At 69.9% G+C, this 24,106-nt stretch carries 24 protein-coding genes; 18 read left to right on the forward strand and 6 right to left on the reverse strand.

The genetic code is table 11. The features are described from left to right. Positions 1-9 precede the first annotated feature (9 nt). From OG747_RS45270 to OG747_RS45280, 3 genes are read right to left on the reverse strand one after another with little or no spacing between them, the layout of a single operon-like run. A complete protein-coding gene (locus tag OG747_RS45270) occupies positions 10-540 on the reverse strand; it encodes a carboxymuconolactone decarboxylase family protein (RefSeq protein WP_405885192.1) in 531 nt (176 codons plus the stop codon). After that, entirely contained in the window at positions 537-1,241 is a 705-nt protein-coding gene (locus OG747_RS45275) for an SDR family NAD(P)-dependent oxidoreductase (protein WP_405885193.1), read from the reverse strand. The genes OG747_RS45270 and OG747_RS45275 overlap by 4 nt, the downstream gene beginning before the upstream one ends. Continuing rightward, positions 1,238-2,044 (reverse strand): TauD/TfdA dioxygenase family protein, encoded by an 807-nt coding sequence (locus OG747_RS45280; protein ID WP_405885194.1) that lies wholly within the window; start codon positions 2,042-2,044, stop codon positions 1,238-1,240. The genes OG747_RS45275 and OG747_RS45280 overlap by 4 nt, the downstream gene beginning before the upstream one ends. Before the next feature lie 236 nt (positions 2,045-2,280). Between OG747_RS45280 and OG747_RS45285 the strand changes: the two genes are divergently transcribed. The 11 genes from OG747_RS45285 (at position 2,281) to OG747_RS45335 (ending at position 12,973) form a co-directional block, all read left to right on the forward strand. Beyond that, on the forward strand, positions 2,281-3,015 hold the full coding sequence (locus tag OG747_RS45285; RefSeq protein ID WP_405885195.1) for an SDR family oxidoreductase: 735 nt from the start codon (positions 2,281-2,283) through the stop codon (positions 3,013-3,015). Next, entirely contained in the window at positions 3,012-4,448 is a 1,437-nt protein-coding gene (locus OG747_RS45290) for an aldehyde dehydrogenase family protein (protein WP_405885196.1), read from the forward strand. The genes OG747_RS45285 and OG747_RS45290 overlap by 4 nt, the downstream gene beginning before the upstream one ends. Then, positions 4,448-5,650, forward strand: a complete 1,203-nt coding sequence (locus OG747_RS45295; RefSeq protein WP_405885197.1) for a CaiB/BaiF CoA transferase family protein — start codon at positions 4,448-4,450, stop codon at positions 5,648-5,650. Before OG747_RS45290 ends, OG747_RS45295 begins: the two co-directional genes overlap by 1 nt. A gap of 36 nt (positions 5,651-5,686) precedes the next feature. Next, the gene (locus OG747_RS45300) at positions 5,687-7,048 is read left to right on the forward strand and encodes an ABC transporter substrate-binding protein (protein WP_405885198.1); all 1,362 of its coding nucleotides are present in this window, start codon (positions 5,687-5,689) and stop codon (positions 7,046-7,048) included. 27 nt (positions 7,049-7,075) lie between these two features. Next, positions 7,076-7,267: a ferredoxin gene (locus OG747_RS45305; protein ID WP_405885199.1), complete on the forward strand. Its 192-nt coding sequence runs from the start codon at positions 7,076-7,078 to the stop codon at positions 7,265-7,267. A 15-nt stretch (positions 7,268-7,282) separates the two neighbouring features. Next, positions 7,283-8,650 carry a cytochrome P450 gene (locus OG747_RS45310; RefSeq protein WP_405885200.1) on the forward strand — a complete coding sequence of 456 codons (1,368 nt, stop codon included), beginning with the start codon at positions 7,283-7,285 and terminating at the stop codon, positions 8,648-8,650. Between the two features lie 61 nt (positions 8,651-8,711). Beyond that, entirely contained in the window at positions 8,712-10,373 is a 1,662-nt protein-coding gene (locus OG747_RS45315; protein ID WP_405885201.1) for a thiolase C-terminal domain-containing protein, read from the forward strand. After that, positions 10,370-10,837: a hypothetical protein gene (locus OG747_RS45320; RefSeq protein ID WP_405885202.1), complete on the forward strand. Its 468-nt coding sequence runs from the start codon at positions 10,370-10,372 to the stop codon at positions 10,835-10,837. Before OG747_RS45315 ends, OG747_RS45320 begins: the two co-directional genes overlap by 4 nt. Then, a complete protein-coding gene (locus OG747_RS45325; protein WP_405885203.1) occupies positions 10,834-11,466 on the forward strand; it encodes a DoxX family protein in 633 nt (210 codons plus the stop codon). The genes OG747_RS45320 and OG747_RS45325 overlap by 4 nt, the downstream gene beginning before the upstream one ends. Beyond that, positions 11,466-12,284: an NAD(P)-dependent oxidoreductase gene (locus OG747_RS45330; protein ID WP_405885204.1), complete on the forward strand. Its 819-nt coding sequence runs from the start codon at positions 11,466-11,468 to the stop codon at positions 12,282-12,284. The genes OG747_RS45325 and OG747_RS45330 overlap by 1 nt, the downstream gene beginning before the upstream one ends. A 122-nt stretch (positions 12,285-12,406) precedes the next feature. Continuing rightward, positions 12,407-12,973: a TetR/AcrR family transcriptional regulator gene (locus OG747_RS45335; protein WP_405885205.1), complete on the forward strand. Its 567-nt coding sequence runs from the start codon at positions 12,407-12,409 to the stop codon at positions 12,971-12,973. A 104-nt stretch (positions 12,974-13,077) separates the two neighbouring features. Here the strand turns inward: OG747_RS45335 and OG747_RS45340 are convergent, their stop codons facing one another. Together OG747_RS45340 and OG747_RS45345 are read right to left on the reverse strand one after the other, a co-directional pair. Further along, the gene (locus tag OG747_RS45340; protein WP_405885206.1) at positions 13,078-13,797 is read right to left on the reverse strand and encodes an enoyl-CoA hydratase/isomerase family protein; all 720 of its coding nucleotides are present in this window, start codon (positions 13,795-13,797) and stop codon (positions 13,078-13,080) included. 109 nt (positions 13,798-13,906) lie between these two features. Then, positions 13,907-14,914: a 2Fe-2S iron-sulfur cluster-binding protein gene (locus OG747_RS45345; protein WP_405885207.1), complete on the reverse strand. Its 1,008-nt coding sequence runs from the start codon at positions 14,912-14,914 to the stop codon at positions 13,907-13,909. Positions 14,915-14,978: 64 nt separating this feature from the next. Between OG747_RS45345 and OG747_RS45350 the strand changes: the two genes are divergently transcribed. The 7 genes from OG747_RS45350 (at position 14,979) to OG747_RS45380 (ending at position 23,257) form a co-directional block, all read left to right on the forward strand. Next, positions 14,979-16,529: an AMP-binding protein gene (locus OG747_RS45350; RefSeq protein ID WP_405885208.1), complete on the forward strand. Its 1,551-nt coding sequence runs from the start codon at positions 14,979-14,981 to the stop codon at positions 16,527-16,529. A 35-nt stretch (positions 16,530-16,564) separates the two neighbouring features. Beyond that, positions 16,565-17,743 carry an amidohydrolase family protein gene (locus tag OG747_RS45355; RefSeq protein ID WP_405885209.1) on the forward strand — a complete coding sequence of 393 codons (1,179 nt, stop codon included), beginning with the start codon at positions 16,565-16,567 and terminating at the stop codon, positions 17,741-17,743. Continuing rightward, positions 17,740-19,167: a FadD3 family acyl-CoA ligase gene (locus OG747_RS45360; RefSeq protein WP_405885210.1), complete on the forward strand. Its 1,428-nt coding sequence runs from the start codon at positions 17,740-17,742 to the stop codon at positions 19,165-19,167. The genes OG747_RS45355 and OG747_RS45360 overlap by 4 nt, the downstream gene beginning before the upstream one ends. Further along, complete coding sequence (locus tag OG747_RS45365; protein ID WP_405885211.1) at positions 19,164-20,768, forward strand: methylmalonyl-CoA mutase family protein; 1,605 nt, start codon at positions 19,164-19,166, stop codon at positions 20,766-20,768. Before OG747_RS45360 ends, OG747_RS45365 begins: the two co-directional genes overlap by 4 nt. Next, the gene (locus OG747_RS45370) at positions 20,768-21,172 is read left to right on the forward strand and encodes a cobalamin B12-binding domain-containing protein (protein WP_405885212.1); all 405 of its coding nucleotides are present in this window, start codon (positions 20,768-20,770) and stop codon (positions 21,170-21,172) included. Before OG747_RS45365 ends, OG747_RS45370 begins: the two co-directional genes overlap by 1 nt. A gap of 94 nt (positions 21,173-21,266) precedes the next feature. Continuing rightward, a complete protein-coding gene (locus OG747_RS45375) occupies positions 21,267-22,208 on the forward strand; it encodes an LLM class F420-dependent oxidoreductase (protein WP_405886040.1) in 942 nt (313 codons plus the stop codon). After that, on the forward strand, positions 22,205-23,257 hold the full coding sequence (locus OG747_RS45380; protein ID WP_405885213.1) for a CaiB/BaiF CoA transferase family protein: 1,053 nt from the start codon (positions 22,205-22,207) through the stop codon (positions 23,255-23,257). Before OG747_RS45375 ends, OG747_RS45380 begins: the two co-directional genes overlap by 4 nt. A 67-nt stretch (positions 23,258-23,324) precedes the next feature. Here OG747_RS45380 and OG747_RS45385 read toward each other — a convergent pair whose 3' ends face one another. Further along, positions 23,325-24,071, reverse strand: coding sequence for an SDR family NAD(P)-dependent oxidoreductase (locus OG747_RS45385; protein WP_405885214.1), 747 nt, complete (start codon positions 24,069-24,071; stop codon positions 23,325-23,327). Positions 24,072-24,106: the final 35 nt, after the last annotated feature.

The raw sequence follows: 24,106 nt of genomic DNA on the forward strand, positions 1-24,106 counted from the left end.
ATAGCATTCTCATTCATCGCTAGTGAAGTTCTCTGCAGGTAGACCGGGATCGAGCTCCACCTCGAAGGTGTTGAGGACCATGGCCAGCAGGCCGTACGTGCCGACCGTGAAGACCAGATCCATGAGCTGCCGGTCGTCCAGCTCGGCGGCGAGCGCCCTGTAGGTGTCGTCGGACAGGCCCGAGTCCGCCTCCAGCTCGTCCACTGCCCTCGTGATCGGGGTCGGTTCGCCGGCGCGGATCGCGTCGATCTCCTCGTCGGTGACGCCGGCCTTCCGTGCGATCAGCACATGCTGGGCCCACTCGTACGGGCAGCGCCTGCGCCAGGCCACCCGCAGGATGGCCAGCTCACGGGTGCGCGGCGACAGCGTCGTACCGCCGCCCAGCAGATACCGGCTGTAGCCCAGGAAGGCCGTGGCCAGCTCGGGGTGGCGTGCGAAGAGGCCCAGGACGTTGGACTGCGGCAGCCCCCGCCCCGGGGCGAGCGACGCCAGCGCCTCGGTGTCCCACTCGGCGTAGGGGAGCGGAGTGATGCGGTTCACGTGTTGCGGCCCCCGTTCACGCCCAGGATCTGGCCCGTGATGTACCCGGCCTCCTCCGACACCAGGAACGCGCAGGCCGCGGCGATGTCCTCCGGGCGACCGACCCGGCGTACGGGAGTGCGCTGGATGTGCTCCTCGACCGTCCCGCCGAGCAGTTCGCGCGCTTCCGCCTTACGCAGCATCGGGGTGTCGATGAAGCCGGGCGGCACCGCGTTGACGGTCACACCGAACGGGCCCAGCTCCAGGGCCAGCGCCTTCGTCAGTCCGTTGACCGCCGACTTGGACGCCACGTAGTGCGTCATGAACGGCTGGCCCGACTGCGCGCTGGAGGAGGAGATGCTGACGATCCGTCCCCAGCCCGCCTCCAGCATGTCCGGCAGCACGGCCTGCACGCAGTGGAAGACGCCGTTCAGATTGACGTTGATCACGCGGTGCCAGGCCTCGAAGGAGAGGTCGGTGAAGCGCTTGAAGCCGTCCATCCCGGCCGCGTTCACCAGGATCGTGACCGGCCCCAGCCGCTCCCTGACGGCGGCCAGGGCCGCGTCCACCTGGGCCCGGTCGGCGACGTCCGTGGCCGGGACGACACTGGTGTCCGACGGGTTGAGATCGAGCGCGGCGACCTGGTACCCGTCCTTGGCGAGCCGCTCCGCGATGGCGAGGCCGATGCCGGAGGCGCCGCCCGTGACGACCGCCGTCCTCATGACAGCTCCTCGTCGCCGACGATGGTCGTGCGATGCAGCATCCGCTCCGAGTCGGCGCCGTACGGCAGAGCCCGGTGCAGCATCCCCGTGTTGTCCCACACCACCAGGTCGCCGACCTGCCAGTCATGGGTGTGACGGAACCGCTCCTGGGTGCTCCACTCCAGCAATCGGTCGAGCAGCTTTCGGCCATCGGTGGGGTCCATGCCGACGATGTGGTCGGCCGTCACCCCGATCACCAGGGAGCGGCGGCCGTCACGGCGCTTCCACACCAACGGCGTCTCGTGGGCGGGGACTTCGCGCCAGCCCGCGAGCGTCTGCGGACCGGGATCGGGCGTCACCAGCCGCTGTGCGGCCTCGAAGCTGTGCACCACACGCAGATCGTCGTACTGCTTGCGGTCCGCCTCCGGCAGGTTCTCGTACGCCGCGTAGGTGCTGGCGAACTCGGTCCCGCCGCCCGTCATGGCCACATGCCGCGCGGTCAGGGTGGTGGTTTTGGTCGGTACGGAGTCGGTGGTGCCGTCGATGTGCCAGTGGAACGTCCCCTTGAGGTACTCGGCCGTCGGGTTCTTGGCCGGATCGAGGGAGACGGTGAAGACCTCCATTCCGCGCACCGCGAAGACCTTGCCCAGCTTGCGGCTGAAGGCCAGTTGGCCTTCGTCGTCGAGGTGCAGCCCGCGGATGAGCAGAACGCCGCGCCACTGGAGCGCCTCCGCGCACCGGCTGATCAGTTGATCGTCGAGCGGATTGCCGACGCCGGTGACCTCTACGCCCAGGCTCGGGCTGAGGGCCTTCGTTGCGATCATGAAAATCTCCCTTCCAGATGTGAGAATAGTATTCTCGCCGGTTGGCCTACCGGAAGGCCCGGGACGGCCGGCCTCGCGCCTCCCGCTGGATCGTGAGATGGGCCTCCGGTCCTGAATATCGGTCAGGTTCCGTCCATTGGAGGCTTCCTTGATCTGCCATGACGTTCTCGTTTCCGGAATATTGATTTGCGTAAGCTGAGAATGTAGTTTCCACCACATCCGAGCAAGGAGGCAGGATGCGGTTCCAGGACAAGGTTGCGATCGTCACCGGCGCGGGACAGGGGATCGGCGAGGGCTACGCCCGTGCGCTGGCCGCCGAGGGCGCACGCGTGGTGGTTGCCGAACTCAACGAGGAACAGGGCGAGCGGGTCGCCAAGGAGATCGGTGACGCGGCTCTGTTCGTCAAGGTGGACGTCGCCGACCCCGCGTCGGCGGAGGCGATGGCGGCCGCCGTGATGGCGGAGTTCGGACGCATCGACTACCTGGTCAACAACGCGGCCATCTTCCACAGCATGCGGCGCGACGGCCTCACCACGGTTCCCCTCGACTACCTCAGCCGCTTCCTCCAAGTGAACCTGATGGGCGCGCTGCACTGCACGCGCGCGGTCGTCCCGCACATGACCGAGGGCGGCGCCATCGTCAACCAGTCGTCCACGGCCGCCTGGATGGGCGGCGGTTACTACGGGCTGGCCAAGGCCGGGATCAACAGTCTCACCGCCTCGCTCGCCGCCGAGCTCGGAGGCAAGAACATCCGGGTCAACGGCATCGCGCCGGGCCCCACCGACACCGAGGCCACCCGCAGCGTCATGCCGAAGGAGTACCAGCAGACGATGATCGGCAGCCTCGCCATCAAGCGGATGGGCACCCCCGAAGACCTGGCGCCCACCGTCCTGTTCCTGCTCTCCGACGAGGCGCGCTGGCTGACCGGCCAAGTCGTCAGCGTCGATGGCGGACAGGTGGTCCGGCTGTGAAGCGGCTGCTCATCGACGGCCGGCTCGTCGAGACCGAGAAGAGCTTCCCCTCGCTCAACCCCGCGACCGGCGAGGTGCTCGACCAGGCCCCCGACGCCACGGCCGTCGAGGCCGAGGCCGCAGTCGCGGCCGCCCGTCGCGCCTTCGACACCACGAGCTGGGCGACCGACACCAAGGAGCGCATCCGCTGTCTCCGCCAGCTGCACAAGGCGCTGAGCGACCATCAGGAAGAGCTGCGCGACCTGACGATCGCCGAGGTCGGCGCGCCCCGCATGCTCACCCACGGCCCCCAGCTGGACGAGCCCATCAAGCTGGTCTCCTACTACGCCGACCTGCTGGAGAAATACCCCCTGACCGAGGAGCTCGGCGAGACCGAGATCCGGGGCCAGCGCCACCGCCGCTGGGTGGAGAAGGAAGCGGCCGGAGTCGTCGCCGCGATCATCCCGTACAACTACCCGAACCAGCTCGCGCTCGCCAAACTGGTCCCCGCGCTCGCCGCCGGCTGCACGGTCGTCCTCAAGGGCGCCCCGGACACCCCGCTGACCACGCTGTATCTCGGTGAACTGATCGCCGAGCACACGGACATCCCACCCGGCGTGGCCAACGTCATCGTCTCCTCCGGGGTCGAGGCGGGTGAGATGCTCACCAAACACCCCGACGTCGACATGATCACCTTCACCGGCTCCACCGCGACCGGTCGCCGGATCATGGAGGCCGCGAGCGCCACCGTGAAGAAGGTCTTCCTGGAACTCGGCGGCAAGTCCGCCATGATCGTGCTCGACGACGCCGACTTCCGCGCCGCCTCCATGTTCGCGGCCTTCACCATCTGCTCCCACTCGGGACAGGGCTGCGCCCTCACCTCCCGGCTGCTCGTGCCGAGGGAGCACCACGACGAGATCGTCGCCATGGTCGCGGCCGGCCTCGAACGCGTGTCGTACGGCGATCCGACCGACCCCAAGACCTTCATGGGGCCGCTCATCAGCGAGCGTCAGCGCGACAAGGTCGACGGCATGGTGCAGCGGGCCATCGCGGCCGGCGCCACGCTGGTCACCGGCGGCAAGCGCGTCGACCCGGGCTTCTTCTACACGCCCACCCTGCTCAGCAATGTCGACCCGGCCAGCGAGATCGCGCAGGACGAGGTCTTCGGACCGGTGCTCGCGGTCATCCCGTACGACGGCGAGGACGACGCCGTATGCATCGCCAATGACTCGATCTTCGGCCTCTCCGGCGCCGTGCACAGCGCCGACGAGCAGCGGGCCGTCGCCGTCGCACGCCGGATCCGTACCGGCACCTTCAGCATCAACGGCGGCAACTACTTCTCCCAGGAAGTGCCCTTCGGCGGGTACAAGCAGTCGGGCATCGGCAGGGAGAGCGGGGTCGCCGGGCTGGAGGAGTTCCTGGAGACCAAGTCCTTCGCGGTGGTGGTCCCGTAATGCGTCCGCTCGAAGGCATCCGCGTGCTCGAAGTCGCCATGTACGGCTTCGTCCCCTCGGCAGGAGCCGTGCTGGCCGACTGGGGCGCGGACGTCATCAAGGTCGAGCACGCCGTCACGGGCGATCCGCAGCGCGGTCTGCGGCAGACCGGCACGCTGCGCGTCGAGGGCGACCCGAACCCCAACATCGAGCACGCCAACCGGGGCAAGCGCAGCCTCGGCCTCGACATGACCCGGCCCGAGGGCAAGGAAGTGCTCTACGACCTGGCCCGCCGCTCCGACGTGTTCCTGACCAGCTTCCTGCCCGGACACCGGCGGCGGTTCGGCATCGACGTGGACGACATCCGCGCGGTGAACCCCCGCATCATCTACGCCCGGGGCAGCGCGCTCGGGCCGCGCGGACCGGAATCCGAGAAGGGCGGTTACGACATGACCGCCTTCTGGGCCCGGGGCGGCACGGCCGCCAGCATCACCCCGCCCGGTGTCGAGGGCATGATCAGACCCACGCCCGCCTACGGGGACACCATCTCCGGCACGAACCTCGCCGGAGGCATCGCGGCGGCACTGCTGCGGCGCGAGCGCACCGGCGAACCGTCGGTCGTGGACGTCTCCCTGCTCGGCAGCGGCGTATGGGCCAACGGCCAGGCCACCGCGGTCTCGCTGCACCTCGACAAGCCCTGGGTGGCACCGGTGCCAGGTGCCCACGGCTCGCCGATCAACCCACTGTCCGGCATCTATGCCACGGCCGACGACCGCTATCTGGCCTTCGTCATGCTCCAGCCAGGCAAGTTCTGGGCCGACGTGTGCCGGCACATCGACCACCCGGAGCTGGCCGACGATTCCCGCTTCGCCACGGCGGAGCTGCTCGCCGCCCACACCGAAGAGGCCGTCAAGATCCTGCGGGCGGTGCTGGCCACCCGCACCCTCGCAGAGTGGACCGAGCGCTTCGCCACCCTTGCCGGGCCGTGGGCCCCGGTGCAGGACACCGTGCAGGTGGGCGCCGACGCGCAGATCCGGGCGAACGAGTACCTGCTCCGGGTCGGCGAGATCGATCTGGCCGCCAGCCCCGTGCAGTTCGACACCACCGCTCCCGCACTCGGGCCCGCGCCCGAGTTCGCTGCCCAGACCGAGGAAATCCTCATGGAACTGGGACTGGACTGGCCCCGCATCATCGAGCTGAAAGAAGCGGGCGCGGTCACCTGACCACCCTTTTTCGGGGAACGAATTCGAGGAGAACCGATGAGACGTCTGCTCATCGCTGTGGCCGTCCTGGCCCTGGCCGGGTGTTCCGCCCGCTCCACCACGTCGCCGAGCGGCGACAAGCCTTCCGCCTCGGCGTCCGACTCCGCCTCGGCGTCCGACTTCGGCACGCTCAAGAACGTCTGCAACTCCGGCACCGCCAAGGCCTCCGCCTCCCAGGGAGTCACCAACTCCGAGATCAAGGTCGGCGTCTTCAGCGACGTCGGCTTCACCAAGAACCCGGAGTTCGTCGACGCGGCCAAGGTGTTCACCTCCTGGTGCAACGACGCGGGCGGCATCAACGGACGCAAACTCGTTCCCGTCACCCACGACTCCAAGCTCGTCGAGGTCCGCCAGCGGATGATCGAGGCATGCCGCTCGGACTTCGCGCTCGCCGGCGGCGGCGCCGCGCTCGACGGCATGGGCGTCAAGGACAGGCTGAACTGCCTGCTCCCCGACTTCCCCGCCCAGACCAGCCAGGCCATCGGATCGGACCTCCAGGTCACCGTCCAGGGTGCCGCGACCGGTTACTCGCCCTACGGGGGCTTCTACTCCTGGCTGCTCAAGGAGGCGTTCCCGGGATCGGCGAGCAGCGTCGGTGTCATCGCCGGTGACTCCCCGGTCGTCAAGGACATCACCGCGCAGGACAAGGAGACGCTGGTCTCGGCGGGCGGCAAGATCACCTACTCGGACCTGTATCCGGCCCAGGGCGTGTCCGACTGGACGCCGTACGCCCAGTCCATCAAGAACAAGAAGGTCAAGGGACTGGTCTTCCTCGGCGACTTCGCCAGCCTGGCCAAGCTGGAGCAGGTCCTCACCAACATCGGCTACGCGCCCGACTGGATCGACGCCAACAGCAACGCCTACGGCCCCGCCTTCCTCCAGCTGGCCGGTCCCGCGCTGGCGAAGCAGGCCAACTTCGCCGACCTCGGCGGCTTCGCCCCGCTGGAGGACGCCACCGCCAACCCGGCGACCAAGATGGTCGAGGACCTCTTCAAGAAGTACGCTCCCGACGCCCAGGTCACACTGCCGGCGCTGAAGGCCTTCTCCAGCTGGCTGCTGTTCGCCACGGCCGCCGGCGACTGCGCCGAGCTCACCCGCACGTGCGTGTACGACAACGCGCTCAAGCAGACGGCCTGGACCGGCGGTGGCCTGCAGGCCCCGATGGACCTGTCGTCCCCCACCGTGCCCCCCAAGTGCTTCGACCCCGTCAAGGCGACCGCCAAGGGCTGGGCAGCGGCCGACTTCAAGCCCGACACCGGCGCCTACCGCTGCAACGTGACCCCCTACAAGTTCAAGGGCACCTACACCAAGCCCATGACCCTGGCCGATGTCGGCAAGTCGTTGGCGGACGTGAAGTAACCAGCTCTGCGGCAGGAAGGAAGCGATGTGAAGGTACGGGTAGACCCGGAGCGCTGCCAGGGTCACACGCTCTGCGCCATGCGTGCTCCGGACATCTTCGAGCTCAGCGAGATCGACGGCCACTCATCGGTGATCAAGGAAGAGGTCTCGGACGACCAGCAGGACGAGGCCATCGAGGCCGTCAGGTCCTGCCCCGAACGAGCGATCTTCATCTCCTGAGGGGAGAACAATCCGATGACCACGGACGACGCCGTCAACGACGACCCCAAACGGAACCCGGTGCACTTCGACCGCCACACTCCCGAGTACCGCGACGAATTCCAGGCGATCACCCAGGAGTTGCAGTCCAAGTGCCCCATCGCCTGGTCGGAGACCTACGGCGGCCACTGGGTCGCCAGTGGCAACCGGGAGGTCTTCGAGCTGGCCCGGTCCGCCGAGTTCCTCTCCAACGACCATGACGTGAAGGGCGAGCGGCGCGGATACGAGGGCATCACCATCCCGCCGCCGCCCCGGGCGAAGGCCACCAGGGGCGGGTTCCTGGAGATGGATCCGCCCGAGCAGCGCTACTACCGCCAGACCCTCAACCCGTATCTGTCCCCGGCCGCGATCACCCGCTGGATTCCGCTTGTCGACGAGGTGGCGCGGGCCTGCATCGACGAGAAGATCGAGTCGGGGCGGATCGACTTCGTCGACGACCTCGCCAACGTCGTGCCGGCCGTGCTCACGCTGGCCATGATGGGCATCCCGGTCAGGAAGTGGACCATCTACAACGAGGCGGCGCACGCCTCGGTCTACACCCCGCCCAACTCGCCCGAACAGGCCCGCGTCCTGGAGCTGCAGAAGGCGATGGGCATGGACCTGGCCATGACCATCGCGGAGATCCGGCGGACACCGCGGCCGGGCCTGGTCGACGCCCTCGTCCATGCGGAGATCAACGGCCAGACCCCGCCCGACGACGAACTCCTCGGCGTGCTGGCCCTGTTGATCGGCGGTGGCTTCGACACCACGACGGCGCTCACCGCGCACGCGCTGGAGTGGCTCTCGGAGCACCCCGCCGAGCGGGACCGCCTGGGCCGGGAGCGGAAGTCCCTGCTGGACTCGGCGACCGAGGAGTTCCTGCGCTTCTACGCGCCCGCGCCGGGGGACGGACGCACCTTCTCCGCGGACTGTGAGATCGCCGGCACCCGGTTCAAGGAGGGTGAGCGGCTCTGGCTGTCCTGGGCGATGGCGAACCGGGACCCGCAGGTGTTCCCGGACCCCGACTCCATCGACATGGAGCGCAAGGGCAACCGGCACAGCAGCTTCGGCCTCGGCATCCACCGCTGCATCGGCTCCAACGTGGCGCGCACGGTGTTCAAGCGGATGGTCACCCAGGTGCTCGACCGGATGCCGGACTTCCACTGCGACCCCGAGGGCGCGGAGCACTACGAAACGATCGGCATCATCCAGGGCATGCGGCACCTCCCCGCGACCTTCACGCCGGGCCCCAGGATCGGCGGCGGGCTCGACGAGACGCTGGAGACCCTGCAGAGGGTCGTCGACGAACAGCGGCTCGCCGAGCCCGTCACGGTACGCAAGGGGCAGGCGAAGATCGACCGTTGATCTTCGCCTGCCCGTCGGACGTACGTGTGCCGCCCGAGTGGTGGCACGGTGAGGAGAGGACGTGGCCGGACCCACGGGACGTCCGCTGCCGGTGATCACAGAGGAGGACGAGTTCTTCTGGACCTCCGGCGCGGACGGCCGGTTGCGCGTGACGGAATGTTCATCCTGCGCGGCCCTGCTGCACCCACCGCAGCCGGTCTGCCGGTACTGCCGGGGGCACGAGACCGGGGTGCGGGCCGTCTCCGGCTACGCGACGCTGATCGGGTTCACCGTAAACCACCGGTTCAGCTCGCCCGGGATGCCCGCACCCTACATCGTGGCGCAGGTCGCCCTGGAGGAGGACACCCGGGTCCGGCTCACCACCAACCTCGTCGAATGCGAGGTCGACGAGCTCGAGTTGGGCATGCGGCTGGAGGTCGTCTTCGAACACGTCGAGGACGTCTGGCTGCCGCTGTTCCGCCCCACGGCCGAACAGGGGGCCCCGGCTTTGCTGCCGCCGGACGAGGTGGAACCCGAGCACATGCGGCGCCACATACGCCCGATGGCCACGCCCGAGAAGTTCGAGGACAAGGTCGCGATCAGCGGCATCGGGATGTCGGAGATCGGGCGCCGGCTGATGGTCCCGCCGCTGTCGCTGACCGTGCGGGCCTGCGAACGTGCCCTCGCGGACGCCGGCCTCGCCTTCGACGACATCGACGGCCTGGCGACCTACCCGGGTGCGGGTGCCTACGGCGGCTTCGCCGAGGGCGGCATCACCGCGCTGGAGGACGCCCTCGGCATCAGGCCCACCTGGTACAACGGCGGCGCCGAGACCTTCGGCCCCGGCGGCTCGCTCATCGCCGCGATGCTGGCGGTCGCGGGCGGACTGGCCCGGCATGTGCTGTGCTTCCGTACGGTCTGGGAAGCCTCGTACGGCGAACTGACACTGCGCGGCCGGATCACCCAGGACGCCGGGCGCAGGGTCACGGGGTGGCAGAAGCCCTTCGGGGCGATCTCCGCGGCGCACACCCTGGCCCAGAACGCCCAGCGGCACTTCCACCGCTACGGCACCACGCGCGAGACACTCGGCTGGATCGCGCTCAACCAGCGGGCGAACGCCGCGCTCAACCCCACGGCGATCTACCGCGATCCGATGACCATGGACGACTATCTGTCGGCCAGGACGGTCACCACGCCGTTCGGGCTGTACGACTGCGACGTGCCCTGCGACGGATCGGTGGCCGTGATCGTGTCGGCCGTGGACGCCGCGCGGGACCTGGCCAAACCGCCGGTGCTCGTGGAGGCCGTCGGCACCCAGATCATGGAGCGGCTCGAATGGGACCAGAGCACCTCCGCCCATGAACCCCAGGTGCTCGGCCAGTCCGCCCATCTCTGGACCCGCACCTCGCTGCGTCCCTCGGACGTCGACGTGGCCCAGCTCTACGACGGCTTCACCTTCAACTGCCTCTCCTGGATCGAGGGGCTGGGCTTCTGCGGCATCGGTGAGGCCAAGGACTTCCTCGACGGAGGCAAGAACATCGCCAGGGACGGACTGCTCCCCCTCAACACCCACGGCGGCCAGCTGTCGCACGGCCGCACCCACGGCCTGGGGCTTGTCCATGAGGCCGTGACGCAGGTGCGCGGTGAGGCCGGAGCGCGCCAGGTGCAAGGCGCGCGGGTCGCCGTGACGAGCACCGGCGGTCTCACGCCCAGCGGTGTGATCCTGCTCCGGGCGGACACATGAGCGGCGTCTCCCGTGTCGTCGACGTCGACGGCATCCCCGTATCGGCCCTGCTCCAGGAGGCGCGCCGGCCCCGGGCCGTCGTCCTCGCGCTGCACGGCGGGGCGGCGCACTCGGGGTACGTCGACTACCCGGGCAGGCCGCATCTGTCGCTGCTGCGCACCGGTACGGCGCTCGGGTTCACCGTCCTCGTTTTCCGCGGCTTCGCCGAGCCAATCGCCGCACCGTTGGAGACCCTCGGCGAGCACGTGTGGGCGTGGCGGTTCGGGCCCGCGGCGCCGGCCGACATCGCGTCCCTGTTCACCGCCTCGCCGCTCGTCGTCGTCGACGAACAGGCCGACGGCGGCCACAACTTGAGCATCGGACTGACGGCGATGGCCTACCACCTCAAGATCCTGTCGTTCGTCGAGAAATGTGTACCGGCTCGCGCGAGCGCGGCACAAGAGCGGCCCGGGAGGGCGAGTTGAGCGACGCGGACGTGGCAGCGCTGCTGCTGGTACGGGTGATCCTGGGGATCGTGATGATCGCGCACGGACTCAACCACTGGCGAGGCGGCGGCCGGATCGAGGGCACCGCCCGCTGGTTCACCGGCCTCGGCCTGCGCAAAGGCACGCTTCAGGCGTGGATGAGCGTGGTCACCGAAGTCGGCGCGGGGGCCCTGCTGATCGCCGGGCTGCTCACCCCGCTGGCCTGCGCCGCGGTCATCTCCGTGATGCTGGTCGCGGGCGTCCTCGCGCACCGGCCGAACGGTTTCTTCGTCTTCAAAGAGGGCTACGAGTACGTCCTCGTCCTTGCGGTGGTCTCGCTGGCCCTGGCGGTACTGGGGCCCGGCAGGCTCTCCGCGGACCACGTCGGCGACATCGAGGTGACCGGCTGGAGCGGCGGCGCCATCGCCCTCGGGGCGGCCGTGGCGGCGACCGCCGGTCTGCTCGGCGTGTTCTGGCGCCCGGCACCGAAGTCGATCGAACCGGTGTCGATCGAACCGGAGTCGACCGACACGGAGTCGACCGAACCGAAGCCGACCGAACCGAAGCCGACCGACACGACGGAAGCTCCCGCCGTGCCCGGACCACCGGCCGAGCAGGAGACCCGCTGATGCGCGTCGGATTCATAGGCCTGGGCAGCCAGGGCGCCCCCATGGCGCGCCGGATCGTCGACGCGGGCTTCGAGACGACCCTGTGGGCGCGCCGCCCCGCCTCGCTCGCGCCCTTCGACGACACGCCCGCGAAGCGCGCCGCGTCCCCCGCCGAACTGGCCGCCGCCAGTGACCTCGTGTGCGTCTGTGTCGTCGACGACGCGGATGTCGAGGAGGTCGTCGTCGGGGACGACGGTGTGCTGGCGGGCCTCAGGCAGGGCGGTGTGATCGCCGTGCACAGCACGGTCCACCCCGACACCTGCCGTCGCCTCGCCGACCGGGCCCGCGTTCACGGTGTCACGCTGATCGACGCGCCGGTGAGCGGCGGCGGCCCGGCGGCGGCCCAGGGCCGCCTGCTGGTGATGGTCGGCGGCGAGTCCGGCACCGTCCGGTTCTGCCGCCGGGTGTTCGAGACGTACGGCGATCCCGTGGTCCACACGGGCCCGCTCGGCTCCGGGCAGCTCACCAAGCTCCTCAACAACGTGCTGTTCACGGCCAATCTCGCGACCGCCGCGGGGGCCCTCGCACTTGGCAGGGATCTCCATGTGGACCCGGCCGGCCTTGCCGAGGTGATGGCCCACGGCAGCGGATCGAGCTTCGCGCTGGGCCGGATCGCGGCCGCCGGCGGGACGCTCGAGCGCATCGCGGCGCAGGCCGGGCCGCTGCTGAGGAAGGACGTCCGGCTGGTGGCGGACCTGGCCGACGCGGCCACGGCCTCGACGGGCATCGTGCTGGAGGCCGCTGACGCCACCCTCGCCCTGATCGAGCACGAGCGCTGAGCGGTACGGATACCGAGCGGTACGGGCGCTGAGCGCCAATCGGTAGGTGTCCGAGGGCTCCCCTGGCGGCGACGGCAAACGTAGTGTTACGTCGGCACGGTCCGTCGCGGGAGGGGTGCGGGATGGCAGAGGCCCGGCGCGAGGAAATCCTTGACGCGGCGCTACGGGTGTTCGCGGAGCGGGGCTACCGGCGGACCTCGATCGACGCGGTCGCCGAGCGCGCGGGGCTGACCCGGCAGGGCGTGCTCCACTACTTTCCGAGCAAGAAGAAGCTCTTCATGGCGCTCCTGCGGTTCCGTGAGGAGCTCAACCGGGAGCATCTGGTCGGCCACGACGACAAGGACGACTGGCCGGGCCTGTTCGCCGAAGTGGTCGCCTATGACCACACGTACCCCTGTCTGGCCCAGGTCCACAGCGTGATGCTGGCCGAGGGGGTCACGGGAACCGCTCCGGCGCAGCAGTATCTGCACGACCACTACGAGACCATGCAGGGGCTGATGATCGCCCGGCTCACCGAGCGGTACGGCGACCGGCTGCCCAGCGGTCTGGCCCCGCGGGCCGCGGCCCGGGCCATGCTGGCGATGCTCGACGGGATGCAGCAGCAGTGGCTGCTCGACGGCGAGCAGGACGACTACCCCGAGATCATGCGGGATGTGCTGTCCGTCCTGCTGGGGTCCACGCCCGTATGAAGTCGCCCATCGCGGTGACGGTCTCCGGGCGGACGCTCGTCGCGTCGGGCCGGATCCGCAGGTCCACCGTCACGCCGGAAGTGGGGCTGGTCTCCACCTGGACCTCACTTGCCACGGGACATCACCTTCTCCGCTGCCTGCCAGTGTTCGTCGGTCACCCACAGGCGGGCGAAGGCACGCGCCGCCTCGGTCGCCGGTACGGCGCCGCTCATGACGCGCTTGATCTCCCGCGCCGGGGCGGTGGCGAGGGAGCGGGCCAGGGCGCGCCAGCCCTGGTCGAACTCGGCCCGCGGCAGCACCCGGTCCACCAGCCCGAGCCGCTGGGCCTCCTCGGCGCCGAGCACGGTTCCGGCGGCGGCGAGCATCAACGCCCTTCCCTTGCCGATCAGTTGGGCGAGCCGCTCGGCGCCGCCCCACGCGGGCATGATCGCCAGGTTCACCTGGGTGAAGCCGATCCTGATGTCGTCCGCGGCCACCCGGATGTCGGCGGCCATGGCGAACTCTGCGCCGCCGCCCAGGGCATGGCCGTTCAGGGCGGCGATCACCGGGCCGGGGAAGTTCGCGAGCCGGTCGCAGATCCCGCGCATCCGCAGGGCCATGGCCGTCGCCTCGTCCTCGGTGCGGATCGCGGCCAGTTCCTTCAGGTCGCCGCCCGACACGAACGCCCGGTCGCCCGCGCCCCTGACGACCAGGGCCAGGGAGTCCGCGGCCGCGTCGAGGGCCTTGTCCAGCTGGTCCATGGTGGCCGGCGCGATGGCGTTGCGGGCGTGCGGGCGGTCGATGGTGATGACCGCGAGCCCCTGGTCCATTTCAAGATCAACCATGCAGGGTTCTCCATGGGAGAGAGTGGCATTCTCGCTATGTGAATATATTATTCTTGACAAGGGTGGCCGTCCAGACCGGCGCTGCTCGCTTCTCGTCGCACGGTGCCTGTCAGTCCTCGTAGACGACGGTGATGTCCGGGGTCACCGGCTCGCCCTGGCAGGTGAGGACCCAGCCCTCGGTGACCTCGTCGTCGTCGAGCGCGTTGTTCACCCGCATCTTGGCCTCGCCCTCGGTGACGTGGGCGATGCAGGTGCCGCAGTTGCCCGACTCGCAGGAGAAGGGCGGCATGAGACCGGCCCGCCGCGCGCTCTCCAGCAGGGTCTCGCCGGAGTGTCGGGGCACCGTGCGGCGCTTGCCGGCGAGGACGATGCTGACCGTGCCGTCCTTCTCCGACGGGCCCGCGCCGCCGCCTCCCGCGTCGTTCGGCGTCTCGTCGGCCGCCGGGGTGAAGCGCTCGGCGAAGATCTGCTCGGCGTCCACGCCGTGCACGAGCAGGGCGCGTTCCGCCAGATCCATGAAGGGTGCCGGACCGCAGAGGTAGAAGTCCGCGTCCAGATCGCCGCCGGCGAACGCGCGGACCTGTGGGTCGGTCACGAAACCCCCCTGGTCGTCCAGATGATGGCGGATCTCGAACCGGCCCGGGTGCCGCTCGGCCAGCGCGGCCAGCGCGGACGCGAAGATGATCGCGTCGGCGTCCCGGTTGGCCGACAGCACGCGCACCCGTCGATCGGTCGTCGCCAGCGCGGTTTTGACGAGCGAGAGAATCGGCGTGACGCCGCTGCCCCCGCAGTACGCCACCAGGGGCTCGTCGGTCTCCCGCAGACAGAACACCCCGGCGGGGGCCGTGGTCTCCATGACGTCGCCGGGTGCGAGATGGTCGTGCATCCAGTTCGACACCAGGCCGCCGGGGACGCGCTTCACCGTCGTCATCAACTCGGCGTCGGTGTCCGGGGAGCTCGACATCGAGTAACTGCGCAGGGTGCCGCAGGCCCTGACCGTCAAGAACTGCCCGGCCCGATAGGGGAACGGGGTGTCGAGCACGTATGTGCGCGTGTCGGCTGTCTCCTGGACGATCCGCTTGATTCGGACCGGGTGGAATCCGTGGTCTCGTACCATGTATGGAATTTAGCTTCTCTCTCTGCGAGAGTGCAATTCTCGCGCCGAGGAGGGAGCTCTCGCCATGCGAACCGCCATGCGAACGATGCCCGCCGAGCTGATCGAACGGTATGAAGCGGAGGGCTGGTGGACTCGGGAGACGATCGGGGACCTGCTGGCGTACGGCCTGGACGCCGCTCCCGATGTCGAGTTCCGGGTGCACTCCGCCGTCCGGCCCTGGCGGGGAACCTTCGCCGACGTCGAACGGACGGCCCGCAGGCTCGCCGCCGGACTGCGCGCCCGGGGTGTCGGCCCCGGTGACGTCGTCGCGTTCCAGCTGCCCAACTGGATGGAGGGCGCCGCGGTGTTCTGGGCGTCGGCCTTCCTCGGGGCGGTCGTGGTGCCGATCGTCCACTTCTACGGGCGCAAGGAGGTCGGATACATCCTCGACGCCGTCGCGCCCCGCGTCTTCATCACGGCCGACCGCTTCGGCCGGATGGAACACCAGCCGGACCTGTCGGCCGCGGTCCCCGTCGTCGGTGTCGTGGGACGGGACTTCGACGAGCTGCTCGCCGACGAGCCGCTGCCCGGCGTCATCGCGACGGACCCGGCCGCGCCCGCCCTGATCGCGTTCACCTCCGGCACCACCCGCGATCCCAAGGGCGTCGTCCACTCCCACCAGACGCTGGGCTTCGAGACACGTCAGCTCGCCGGGCTCTATCCGCCCGACCGGGGTCGCCAGCTCACCGCGGCTCCGATCGGACACTTCATCGGGATGGTGAACTCCTTCCTGATCCCGGTCCTCGACGGCTCGCCGGTGAACCTCGCCGACGTCTGGGACCCCGGGCGAGTGCTGGAGTTGATGGAGAGCGACGGCCTCACCGTGGGCGGCGGGGCGGCGTACTTCATGACGAGCCTGCTCGACCACCCCGACTTCACCCCCCGGCACCTGACCGCCATGAAGTACGCGGGACTCGGCGGGGCGGCGGTCCCCGTCGCGGTCACCACCCGCCTCACGGAGCTCGGCATGACGGTCTTCCGTTCGTACGGCAGCACGGAACACCCCTCGATCACCGGCTCCCGCCACACCGCGCCCGAGTCCAAGCGGCTCCACACGGACGGCGACGCCCTCCCCGGTACGGAGATACGGCTGGCCGAGGACGGTGAGATCCTCAGCCGCGGACCCGACCTGTGCCTCGGGTACACCGATCCGGCCCTGACCGAGCGCGCCTTCGACGACGAGGGCTGGTACCGCACTGGTGACATCGGGGTGATCGACGAGGACGGCTACCTCACCATCACCGACCGCAAGGCCGACATCATCATCCGCGGCGGCGAGAACATCAGCGCCCTGGAGGTCGAGGAGGTGCTGCTCGCCCTGCCGGCCGTCGCCGAGGCCGCCGTGGTGGCCGCCCCCGACGCCCGCCTCGGCGAACACGCGGCGGCGGCGCTGAGGCTGAAGCCCGGTCACCCCGCGCCCACACTCGACGAGATGCGCGCCCACCTCGAAGGGGCGGGCCTGGCCCGGCAGAAGTGGCCGGAGGAGCTGCATGTCGTGCGGGAGTTCCCGCGGACGGCGAGCGGCAAGGTGCAGAAGTTCGTTCTCCGTCGGGACATTGCCGCGCGAGCAAGTTGAGAATAGGATTCTCGTAATCAGCGAAGGAGGATCTCATGCCGTCGCGCGTGTTGCCGTATCCGTTGTTCGACGCCGACAACCACCTGTACGAGACGGAGGATGCGCTCACCCGGTACCTGCCGAAGCAGTACGAGGGCGCCATCCAGTACGTGCAGGTGAACGACCGTACGAAGATCGCGATCCGCGGTCGGATCAGCGACTACATCCCCAACCCCACGTTCTCGGTGGTCGCCCGGCCGGGGGCGTGGGAGCAGTACTTCCGGGAGGGCAATCCGGAGGGCAAGTCGCACCGCGAGCTGTTCGGCGAGCCGATGAAGTCGATTCCCGCGTTCCGCGAGCCCGGGCCGCGTCTGGAGCTCATGGACGAGATGGGGATCCGGCAGGCGCTGAACTTCCCGACTCTGGCCAGCCTGATCGAAGAGCGGATGCGGGACGACCCGGAGCTGATCCACGCGGTCGTCCACTCGCTCAACGAGTGGCTGTACGACACCTGGAAGTTCAACTACAAGGACCGGATCTTCACCACCCCGGTGATCAGCCTGCCGATCCTGGACAAGGCGATCGCCGAGCTGGAGTGGTGCCTGGAGCGCGGAGCGCGGTCGATCCTGGTCAGGCCCGCCCCGGTCCCCGGGTTCGGCGGCTCGCGGTCCTTCGCGCTGCCGGAGTTCGACCCCTTCTGGAAGCGGGTCGAGGAGGCAGGGGTGCTGGTGTCGATGCACTCCTCCGACAGCGGCTACTCCCGGTACTCCAGCGACTGGGAGGGCAAGAGCCAGGAGATGACGCCGTTCCAGGCGCAGACCTTCCGGATGCTGGGCGAATGGCGGCCGGTCACCGACTCGGTGGCTTCCTGGGTCTGCCACGGAGCGCTGTTCCGCTTCCCGGAGCTGAAGGTCTCGGTCATCGAGAACGGGTCCTCCTGGCTGGTGCCGCTCCTCGACCAGCTGGCCGACGTCTACAAGAAGCAGCCACAGGGCTTCCTGGGCGACCCGGTCGAAGAGGTCAAGAACCGGATCCACATCAGCCCGTTCTGGGAGGAGGACATGTCCGAGCTGGCCGGGATCATCGGCGTCGAGCGGGTGCTGTTCGGCTCCGACTACCCCCACCCCGAGGGCCTGGCCGACCCGGTCACCTACATCGACGCGATCAAGGGCATGAAGGAGACCGACCAGGCCAAGATCATGGGCGGCAACCTGGCCCGGTTGATCGGCGTATGAAGTGGGAGACCATCCCGCAGATGGTGCTCAGCGCGGCCGACCGCTTCGGTGACGCCGAAGCAGTCGTGGACGGTCAACTCCGCCTCAACTTCACGGAGTTGACCGACCGTGTGCGCACCGCCGCGGGAGCCTTCGCGGCGGCCGGCGTCGGAAGGGGCGACCGGGCGGCGATCTGGGCACCCAACTCCGCCGAGTGGATCACCGCGGCCTTCGGGCTGCTGACCGCCGGCGGCGTCCTGGTCCCGGTCAACACTCGGTTCAAGGCCGACGAGGCCGGCGACATCATCCGCCGGAGCGGCGCCAAGGTCGTCCTCGTCGAGGAGGGATTCCTCGGTCTGGACTTCCAGACTCCGCCCGGCGTGCCCGTGATCGACATCAAGTCGGCCTTCCTCGCGAGCGGTTCACCGTACGAGGCCGAGGTGAGCGGCGACGACGTCTGCGACATCGTGTTCACCTCGGGGACCACCGGGCGGCCCAAGGGCGTGCTGATGACACACGCCCAGACGCTCCGGCTGTACGCGGAGTGGTGCGACCTGGCGGACCTCAGGGAGGGCGACCGCTATCTGATCGTCAACCCGTTCTTCCACATCTTCGGCTACAAGGCGGGCTGCATCACGTCCCTGATCCGGGGCGCGACCATCCTCCCGGTGCCGGTCTTCGACGTGGACCGTGTCCTCGAACTCGTGGAGCGCGAGAAGGTGACGGTCCTGCCCGGGCCGCCCACGCTCTACCACTCGCTGCTGGCCGCGGAGGGCGGACGCGACCTGTCCTCGCTGCGGGTGGCTGTCACCGGGGCCGCCGACATCCCGGTCGACCTCGTCCGCAGGATCGTCAGCGATCTGCCCTTCCGGACGGTCATGACGGGTTACGGCCTGACCGAGGCGGGCACGGCCACGGCCTCGCGGCCCGGCGACTCATTCGAGGACATCGCGAGAACCGTCGGCACCCCCTGCGACGGCGTCGAGATCCGGATCGCGGACGACGGAGAGGTCCTGGTGCGCGGGTACAGCGTCATGCGCGGCTACCTCGACGACCCGGCCGCGACCGCCGAGGCGATCGACCCGGACGGCTGGCTGCGCACCGGCGACCTCGGAACGCTCGACGACCGGGGCCATCTGCGGATCGTCGGCCGCAAGAAGGACATGTTCATCGTGGGCGGCTTCAACGCCTACCCGGCCGAGATCGAGGGCTTCCTGATGGAGCATCCGGCCGTCGCCCAGGCCGCCGTGATCGGAGTACCGGACGAGCGGCTCGGCCAGGTGGGCAAGGCCTTCGTCGTACGGAGGGACGCCCTCTCGGCGGACGAGCTGATCGCCTGGAGCCGGGAGCGGATGGCCGGGTTCAAGGTGCCCAGGTATGTGGAGTTCCTCGAAGAGCTGCCGCTGAACGCCACCGGCAAGGTGATGAAGGACCGACTGCGATGACCCTTTCAGAGAAGCCGCGGGAGAAGGACGACTTCTCCCACACCGCCTCCGGCATTCCCCTCAAGGCGGTCTACGGACCCGAGGACCGGCCTGTCGAGCCGCCCGCGCCGGGGCGCTTCCCCTTCACCCGCGGCAACTACACCTCCGGCTACCGGGGGCGGCTGTGGACGCTGCGCCAGTACTCCGGCTTCGGCACCGCCGAGGAATCGAACCGCCGCTACCGCTATCTCCTCGAACAGGGCGGCACCGGACTGTCCGTGGCGCTCGACCTGCCCACCCAGTGCGGTTACGACTCCGACGACCCGGAGGTGAGCGAGGAGGTCGGCCGGGTCGGTGTCGCCCTCGACACGCTCGCCGACGCCGAGATGCTCTTCGAGGACATCCCCCTCGACCGGATCAGTACCAGCTTCACCATCAACGGCACGGCGGCGATCCTGCTGGCGTTCTACGTGGCCGCCGCCGAGCGCAGCGGGGTGCCGCGGGCGAAGCTCACCGGGACGATCCAGAACGACATTCTCAAGGAGTACGCCTCGCGGGGCACCTGGATCTGGCCGCCCGAGCCGTCGCTGCGACTGATCGCCGACACCATCGAGTTCTGCGCGGCCGAGGTGCCGCGGTTCAACGCGATCTCGGTGGCCGGCGCGCACTTCCGCGACGCCGGCGCCAACGCCGTACAGGAGATGGCGTTCACGCTCGCGGACGGGGTCACGTACTGCGACACGGTGCTGGCGCGCGGCCGGATGACGATCGACCGGTTCGCCCCGCAGATCTCCTTCTTCTTCTACACCCACGGCGACTTCTTCGAGGAGATCGCCAAGTACCGTGCCGGGCGCCGCCGTTGGGCGACGATCGTGTGCGAGCGGTACGGGGCGAGCACCGACAAGGCGTCGATGTTCCGCTTCGGCTGTGTGGCGGGCGGGGCCTCCCTCTACGCGCCGCAGGCGCAGAACAACACGGTTCGGGTGGCGTACGAGGCGATGGCCTCGGTGCTGGGCGGCGTGCAGTCGATGTTCACGGCCGCCTGGGACGAGCCGTTCGCGCTGCCCAGCGAGGAGTCGGCGACGCTCGCCCTGCGCACCCAGCAGATCCTCGCCCACGAGACGGGCGTCGCCCGGGTCGCGGACCCGCTCGGCGGCTCGTACTTCGTGGAAGCCCTCACCGATGCCACCGAGGAACGCATCGTCGAGGTCATGGCGGACCTGGAGCATCACGGGGGGATGGTCAGGGCGATCGAGGACGGCTACCTCCAGGGCCTGATCGCCGACGAGGCCTACCGCCTCCACCAGGAGGTCGAGGCGGGCACCAGGCCGGTGGTCGGCGTCAACCGCTTCGCCACGCCCGAGCCACCGCCCCAACTGGAAACCTACGAGCTGGACGGGGAAGGCCGCGACCGGCAGCTGAAGCGGCTGGCCGACGTGAAGGCCACCCGCGACGCCGCGGCCGTACAAGGCCGCCTTGCCGCCCTCGCCCGCGCCGCCGAGGGCACCGACAACCTCATGCCCCTGCTCATCGACTGCGCCAAGGCCTACTGCACGGTCGGCGAGATGGTCGCCGCCCTCAAGGCGGTCTGGGGCGAATTCCAGCAACCGGTGGTGTTCTGATGTCGACCCGCGTACTCATCGCCAAACCCGGTCTGGACGGCCACGACCGAGGGGCCAAGATCGTCGCGCGGACGCTGCGCGACGCCGGGTTCGAGGTGGTCTTCACCGGCATCCGCCAGCGCGTCGACACCATTGTGGCGACCGCGCTCCAGGAAGACGTGGCCGTCGTCGGCCTCAGCATCCTCTCCGGTGCGCATCTGGCCCTGACCACCCGGGTCGTCGAGGGGCTGCGGGCCGCCGGGGCCGAGGACATCGCCGTCGTCGTGGGCGGCACCATCCCCCTGGCCGATGTGCCCCGTATGAAGGCGGCGGGTGCGGCGGCGGTCTTTCCGACCGGCACGCCCCTCGACGCCATCGTGGCGCAGATGCGCGCCCTGACGGCGGTCGTCCCCGCCTCGCCCTGACACCCCGACCTGCTCCTGCCTGAGGACGCGGGAGGTCGACAACTCGAAACCTCGAAAGCCACGCAAACCGGGAGGCACTGTGCGGGTCGGTGTGATGATCGGGCCGGAGCGTGGGGACTCCGCGCGCAAGGTCGCGCGGATGGTCGATGACGTGACATGGGCGGAGCAGGCGGGCCTCGACACCGCCTGGGTGCCCCAGATCCCCACGGACTTCGACGCGTTGACGGCCGTGGCCCTGATGGGCGCGCGGACCGAGCGGATCGAGATCGGGACCGCGGTCGTACCGCTCCAGGCACAGCACCCGATCGCGCTCGCCCGCCAGGCGCTGTCCGCGCAGGCCGCCGCGGGCGGGCGGCTCGCCCTGGGCCTCGGTCCCTCGCACCACTGGATCATCCAGGACATGTTGGGGCTGCCCTACGAGCGGCCCGCCGCCTTCACCCGTGACTATCTGGAGGTCCTGGACGCGGCGCTGCACGGCCCGGGCCCGGTCGACGTCGAGAACGGCACATTCACGGTGCACAACCCGCTGGACCTCGGCCCCGTGGCCCCCCTGCCGGTGCTGCTCGCCGCGCTCGGCCCGGTGATGCTGGCACTCGCGGGCGAACGGGCGGACGGAACGGTGCTGTGGATGGCCGACGAGCGGGCGGTCGCCGACCACGTCGTCCCGCGCATCACCAAGGCGGCGGACGGTGCGGGGCGCCCGGCGCCGCGGATCGTCGCGGGCATCCCGGTCTGTCTGTGCAGGCCCGCCGAGGTCGACGCGGCGCGCGAGCGGGCCAACCGGATCCTCGGGGAGGCCGAGATCTCGCCCAACTACCAGCGGCTGCTGGACTACGGCGACGCCCGGGACATCGGCGACCTGTGCGCGGCCGGCGACGAGACGGCCATCGCGGCCCGCTTCCGGCGCTTCGCCGACGCCGGGGTCACCGATCTGTCGGTACGGCTGCTGCCGATCGGCGAGGGCCGGGACGAACTGATCGCCTCCAAACGCCGGACCCGTGAGGTCCTCGCCAGGATCGCGGCGGACTTCCGATGAGCTCCGGCCCCGCCACCCCAGGGCCCCTGGCGGGCATCCGGGTCCTGGAGGTCGGCCACATGCTGGCGGGCCCGTACGCCACCATGATGCTCGCCGACCTGGGCGCCGAGGTCACCAAGATCGAGCCGCCGGGCGGGGACATCTCCCGGCAGGTCAGCGACGCGTACTTCGCCAGCCTCAACCGGGGCAAGCGCAGCGTCCGCTTCGATCTGACCACGCCGAGCGGTCAGGACCGTCTCGGTGAACTCGTCACGGACGCCCACGCGCTGCTGGTCAACCTCAAACCGTCGGCGATCCACCGGCTCGGGCTCACCTATGAGGCGCTGAAGAAGTGGAACGAACGGATCGTCTGCGTCGCGCTCACCGGTTTCGGCCTGGACGCCGGTGACGATCCGGCCTTCGACTACGTCGTCCAGGCGGCCACGGGCGTCGCCGCGCTCACCGGCGACCCGGACGGGCCCCCGACGCTGCCCGGCTACTCCTCGGCCGACAACTCCTCCGGCCTGACCGCGGCCCTCGGCCTGCTCGCGCAGATCGTCTCCGGGCGCGGCGGGCAGGTCGAGGTGTCGCTGCGGGACGTGATGCTCTCCCAGCTCAACTACCGGGCGTCCGCCTACCTCAACGAGGGAGCCGAGCCGCGCCGCCTGCCGCTGGGCGCGCACTCCTACTACGTACCGGCGCAGCTCTTTTCCACGTCGGACGGCCACTTGGCCCTGTTCATCACCCACGACAGCTTCTGGAAGTCGTTCGCCGCGGAGGCGGGCATCGAGGGCTTCCCGACGATGGCCGAACGCGCGGCACGTCGCGAGGCGGTGCTCGATGTCGTGACCAGGTCCCTGGCCACCGACACCGCGGTCGGCTGGGAGGCCCGGCTGCGCCCCTTGGGCGTACCGGCGGCGGCCGTACGGACGTTGCCGCAGGCGCTGGCGGCGACGCCGGACGCGATCGTGTCGGCCGGGGACTTCCGGCTGGTACGAAGTCCCGTGCGGGTGGCCGGGTACGAGCCCGAGTACGGGCCGCCGCCCCGCCTGGGCGAGCACGGCTCGTAGAGCGCGGGCCGTTCGTAGCGGTCACGTGAAGGGGTCCCGGGAGTCGAACTCCCGGGACCCCTTACGTTCACTCTGGCATCGACTCCGACTTCTGCACCGTGCCGGTGACGCCGCTCGCGTCCTGGCCGGCCAGGACCACGGCGGCCCGCGCCATCGCCTCCGGAGGTTCGATCATCTCCGGTGGGATCTCGCGTCCGCCGCCCCCGGCCTGCCAGCCCTCGGTGACGACGACACGCGACGGGGCCAGGCAGTTGACCGCGATGTTGTCGGACTTGAGGGTGGCGGCGAGCCCGAGGTAGAGGCGTTCGACGCCCGCCTTGGAGACCCAGTAGGCGTTGGCGCCCTTGTCGGTCATGCCGACCCCGTTGGTCGTCACCGCCACCAACGAACCCCCGCCGCGCGCCCTGAGGTGCGGGATGACGGCCTTGGTGACGAGGAAGACCCCGGTGAGATTGACGTCCAGGCACAGCTGCCAGCGCTTGAGCGGGGTGGACTCGACCGGGCCGAGCCACATGACCCCGGCGTTGGCGATCAGGATGTCGATCCCGCCGAACTCCGCGACGGTCGCCGCCACGGCGGCCGAGACCGACGCCTCGGAGGTCACATCACACGGAACCGCGAGAGCGCGGCCACCCGCTTCCGTGATCTGTTCGGCGACGGCATGGATCGTGCCGGGCAGTCGGCCCTCCTCCTCGGAGCGCGCGGCGACCGCGACCGCGGCTCCGGCCTGCGCGAGCCCCCGCGCGATGTTCCGGCCGATGCCCCGGCTCGCCCCGGCGACGAACGCCACCTTCCCCTTCAGCTCGCCGCTCACGTTCACTCGGCCGTTCACTCGGCCGGTCACTCGGC

It is taken from the genome of Streptomyces sp. NBC_01384, assembly GCF_045040035.1.
Lineage (GTDB): Bacteria > Actinomycetota > Actinomycetes > Streptomycetales > Streptomycetaceae > Streptomyces.

What these genes read in the sequence shown, in the direction of transcription:
- OG747_RS45360 (WP_405885210.1), top strand. Translation starts at nt 17,740, where the DNA reads ATGAAGTGGGAGACCATCCCGCAGATGGTGCTCAGCGCGGCCGACCGC.
- OG747_RS45335 (WP_405885205.1), top strand. Translation starts at nt 12,407, where the DNA reads ATGGCAGAGGCCCGGCGCGAGGAAATCCTTGACGCGGCGCTACGGGTG.
- OG747_RS45295 (WP_405885197.1), top strand. Translation starts at nt 4,448, where the DNA reads ATGCGTCCGCTCGAAGGCATCCGCGTGCTCGAAGTCGCCATGTACGGC.
- OG747_RS45350 (WP_405885208.1), top strand. Translation starts at nt 14,979, where the DNA reads ATGCGAACCGCCATGCGAACGATGCCCGCCGAGCTGATCGAACGGTAT.
- OG747_RS45320 (WP_405885202.1), top strand. Translation starts at nt 10,370, where the DNA reads ATGAGCGGCGTCTCCCGTGTCGTCGACGTCGACGGCATCCCCGTATCG.
- OG747_RS45280 (WP_405885194.1), bottom strand. Translation starts at nt 2,044, where the DNA reads ATGATCGCAACGAAGGCCCTCAGCCCGAGCCTGGGCGTAGAGGTCACC.
- OG747_RS45380 (WP_405885213.1), top strand. Translation starts at nt 22,205, where the DNA reads ATGAGCTCCGGCCCCGCCACCCCAGGGCCCCTGGCGGGCATCCGGGTC.
- OG747_RS45300 (WP_405885198.1), top strand. Translation starts at nt 5,687, where the DNA reads ATGAGACGTCTGCTCATCGCTGTGGCCGTCCTGGCCCTGGCCGGGTGT.
- OG747_RS45370 (WP_405885212.1), top strand. Translation starts at nt 20,768, where the DNA reads ATGTCGACCCGCGTACTCATCGCCAAACCCGGTCTGGACGGCCACGAC.
- OG747_RS45275 (WP_405885193.1), bottom strand. Translation starts at nt 1,241, where the DNA reads ATGAGGACGGCGGTCGTCACGGGCGGCGCCTCCGGCATCGGCCTCGCC.
- OG747_RS45340 (WP_405885206.1), bottom strand. Translation starts at nt 13,797, where the DNA reads ATGGTTGATCTTGAAATGGACCAGGGGCTCGCGGTCATCACCATCGAC.
- OG747_RS45365 (WP_405885211.1), top strand. Translation starts at nt 19,164, where the DNA reads ATGACCCTTTCAGAGAAGCCGCGGGAGAAGGACGACTTCTCCCACACC.
- OG747_RS45285 (WP_405885195.1), top strand. Translation starts at nt 2,281, where the DNA reads ATGCGGTTCCAGGACAAGGTTGCGATCGTCACCGGCGCGGGACAGGGG.
- OG747_RS45310 (WP_405885200.1), top strand. Translation starts at nt 7,283, where the DNA reads ATGACCACGGACGACGCCGTCAACGACGACCCCAAACGGAACCCGGTG.
- OG747_RS45355 (WP_405885209.1), top strand. Translation starts at nt 16,565, where the DNA reads ATGCCGTCGCGCGTGTTGCCGTATCCGTTGTTCGACGCCGACAACCAC.
- OG747_RS45345 (WP_405885207.1), bottom strand. Translation starts at nt 14,914, where the DNA reads ATGGTACGAGACCACGGATTCCACCCGGTCCGAATCAAGCGGATCGTC.
- OG747_RS45330 (WP_405885204.1), top strand. Translation starts at nt 11,466, where the DNA reads ATGCGCGTCGGATTCATAGGCCTGGGCAGCCAGGGCGCCCCCATGGCG.
- OG747_RS45375 (WP_405886040.1), top strand. Translation starts at nt 21,267, where the DNA reads ATGATCGGGCCGGAGCGTGGGGACTCCGCGCGCAAGGTCGCGCGGATG.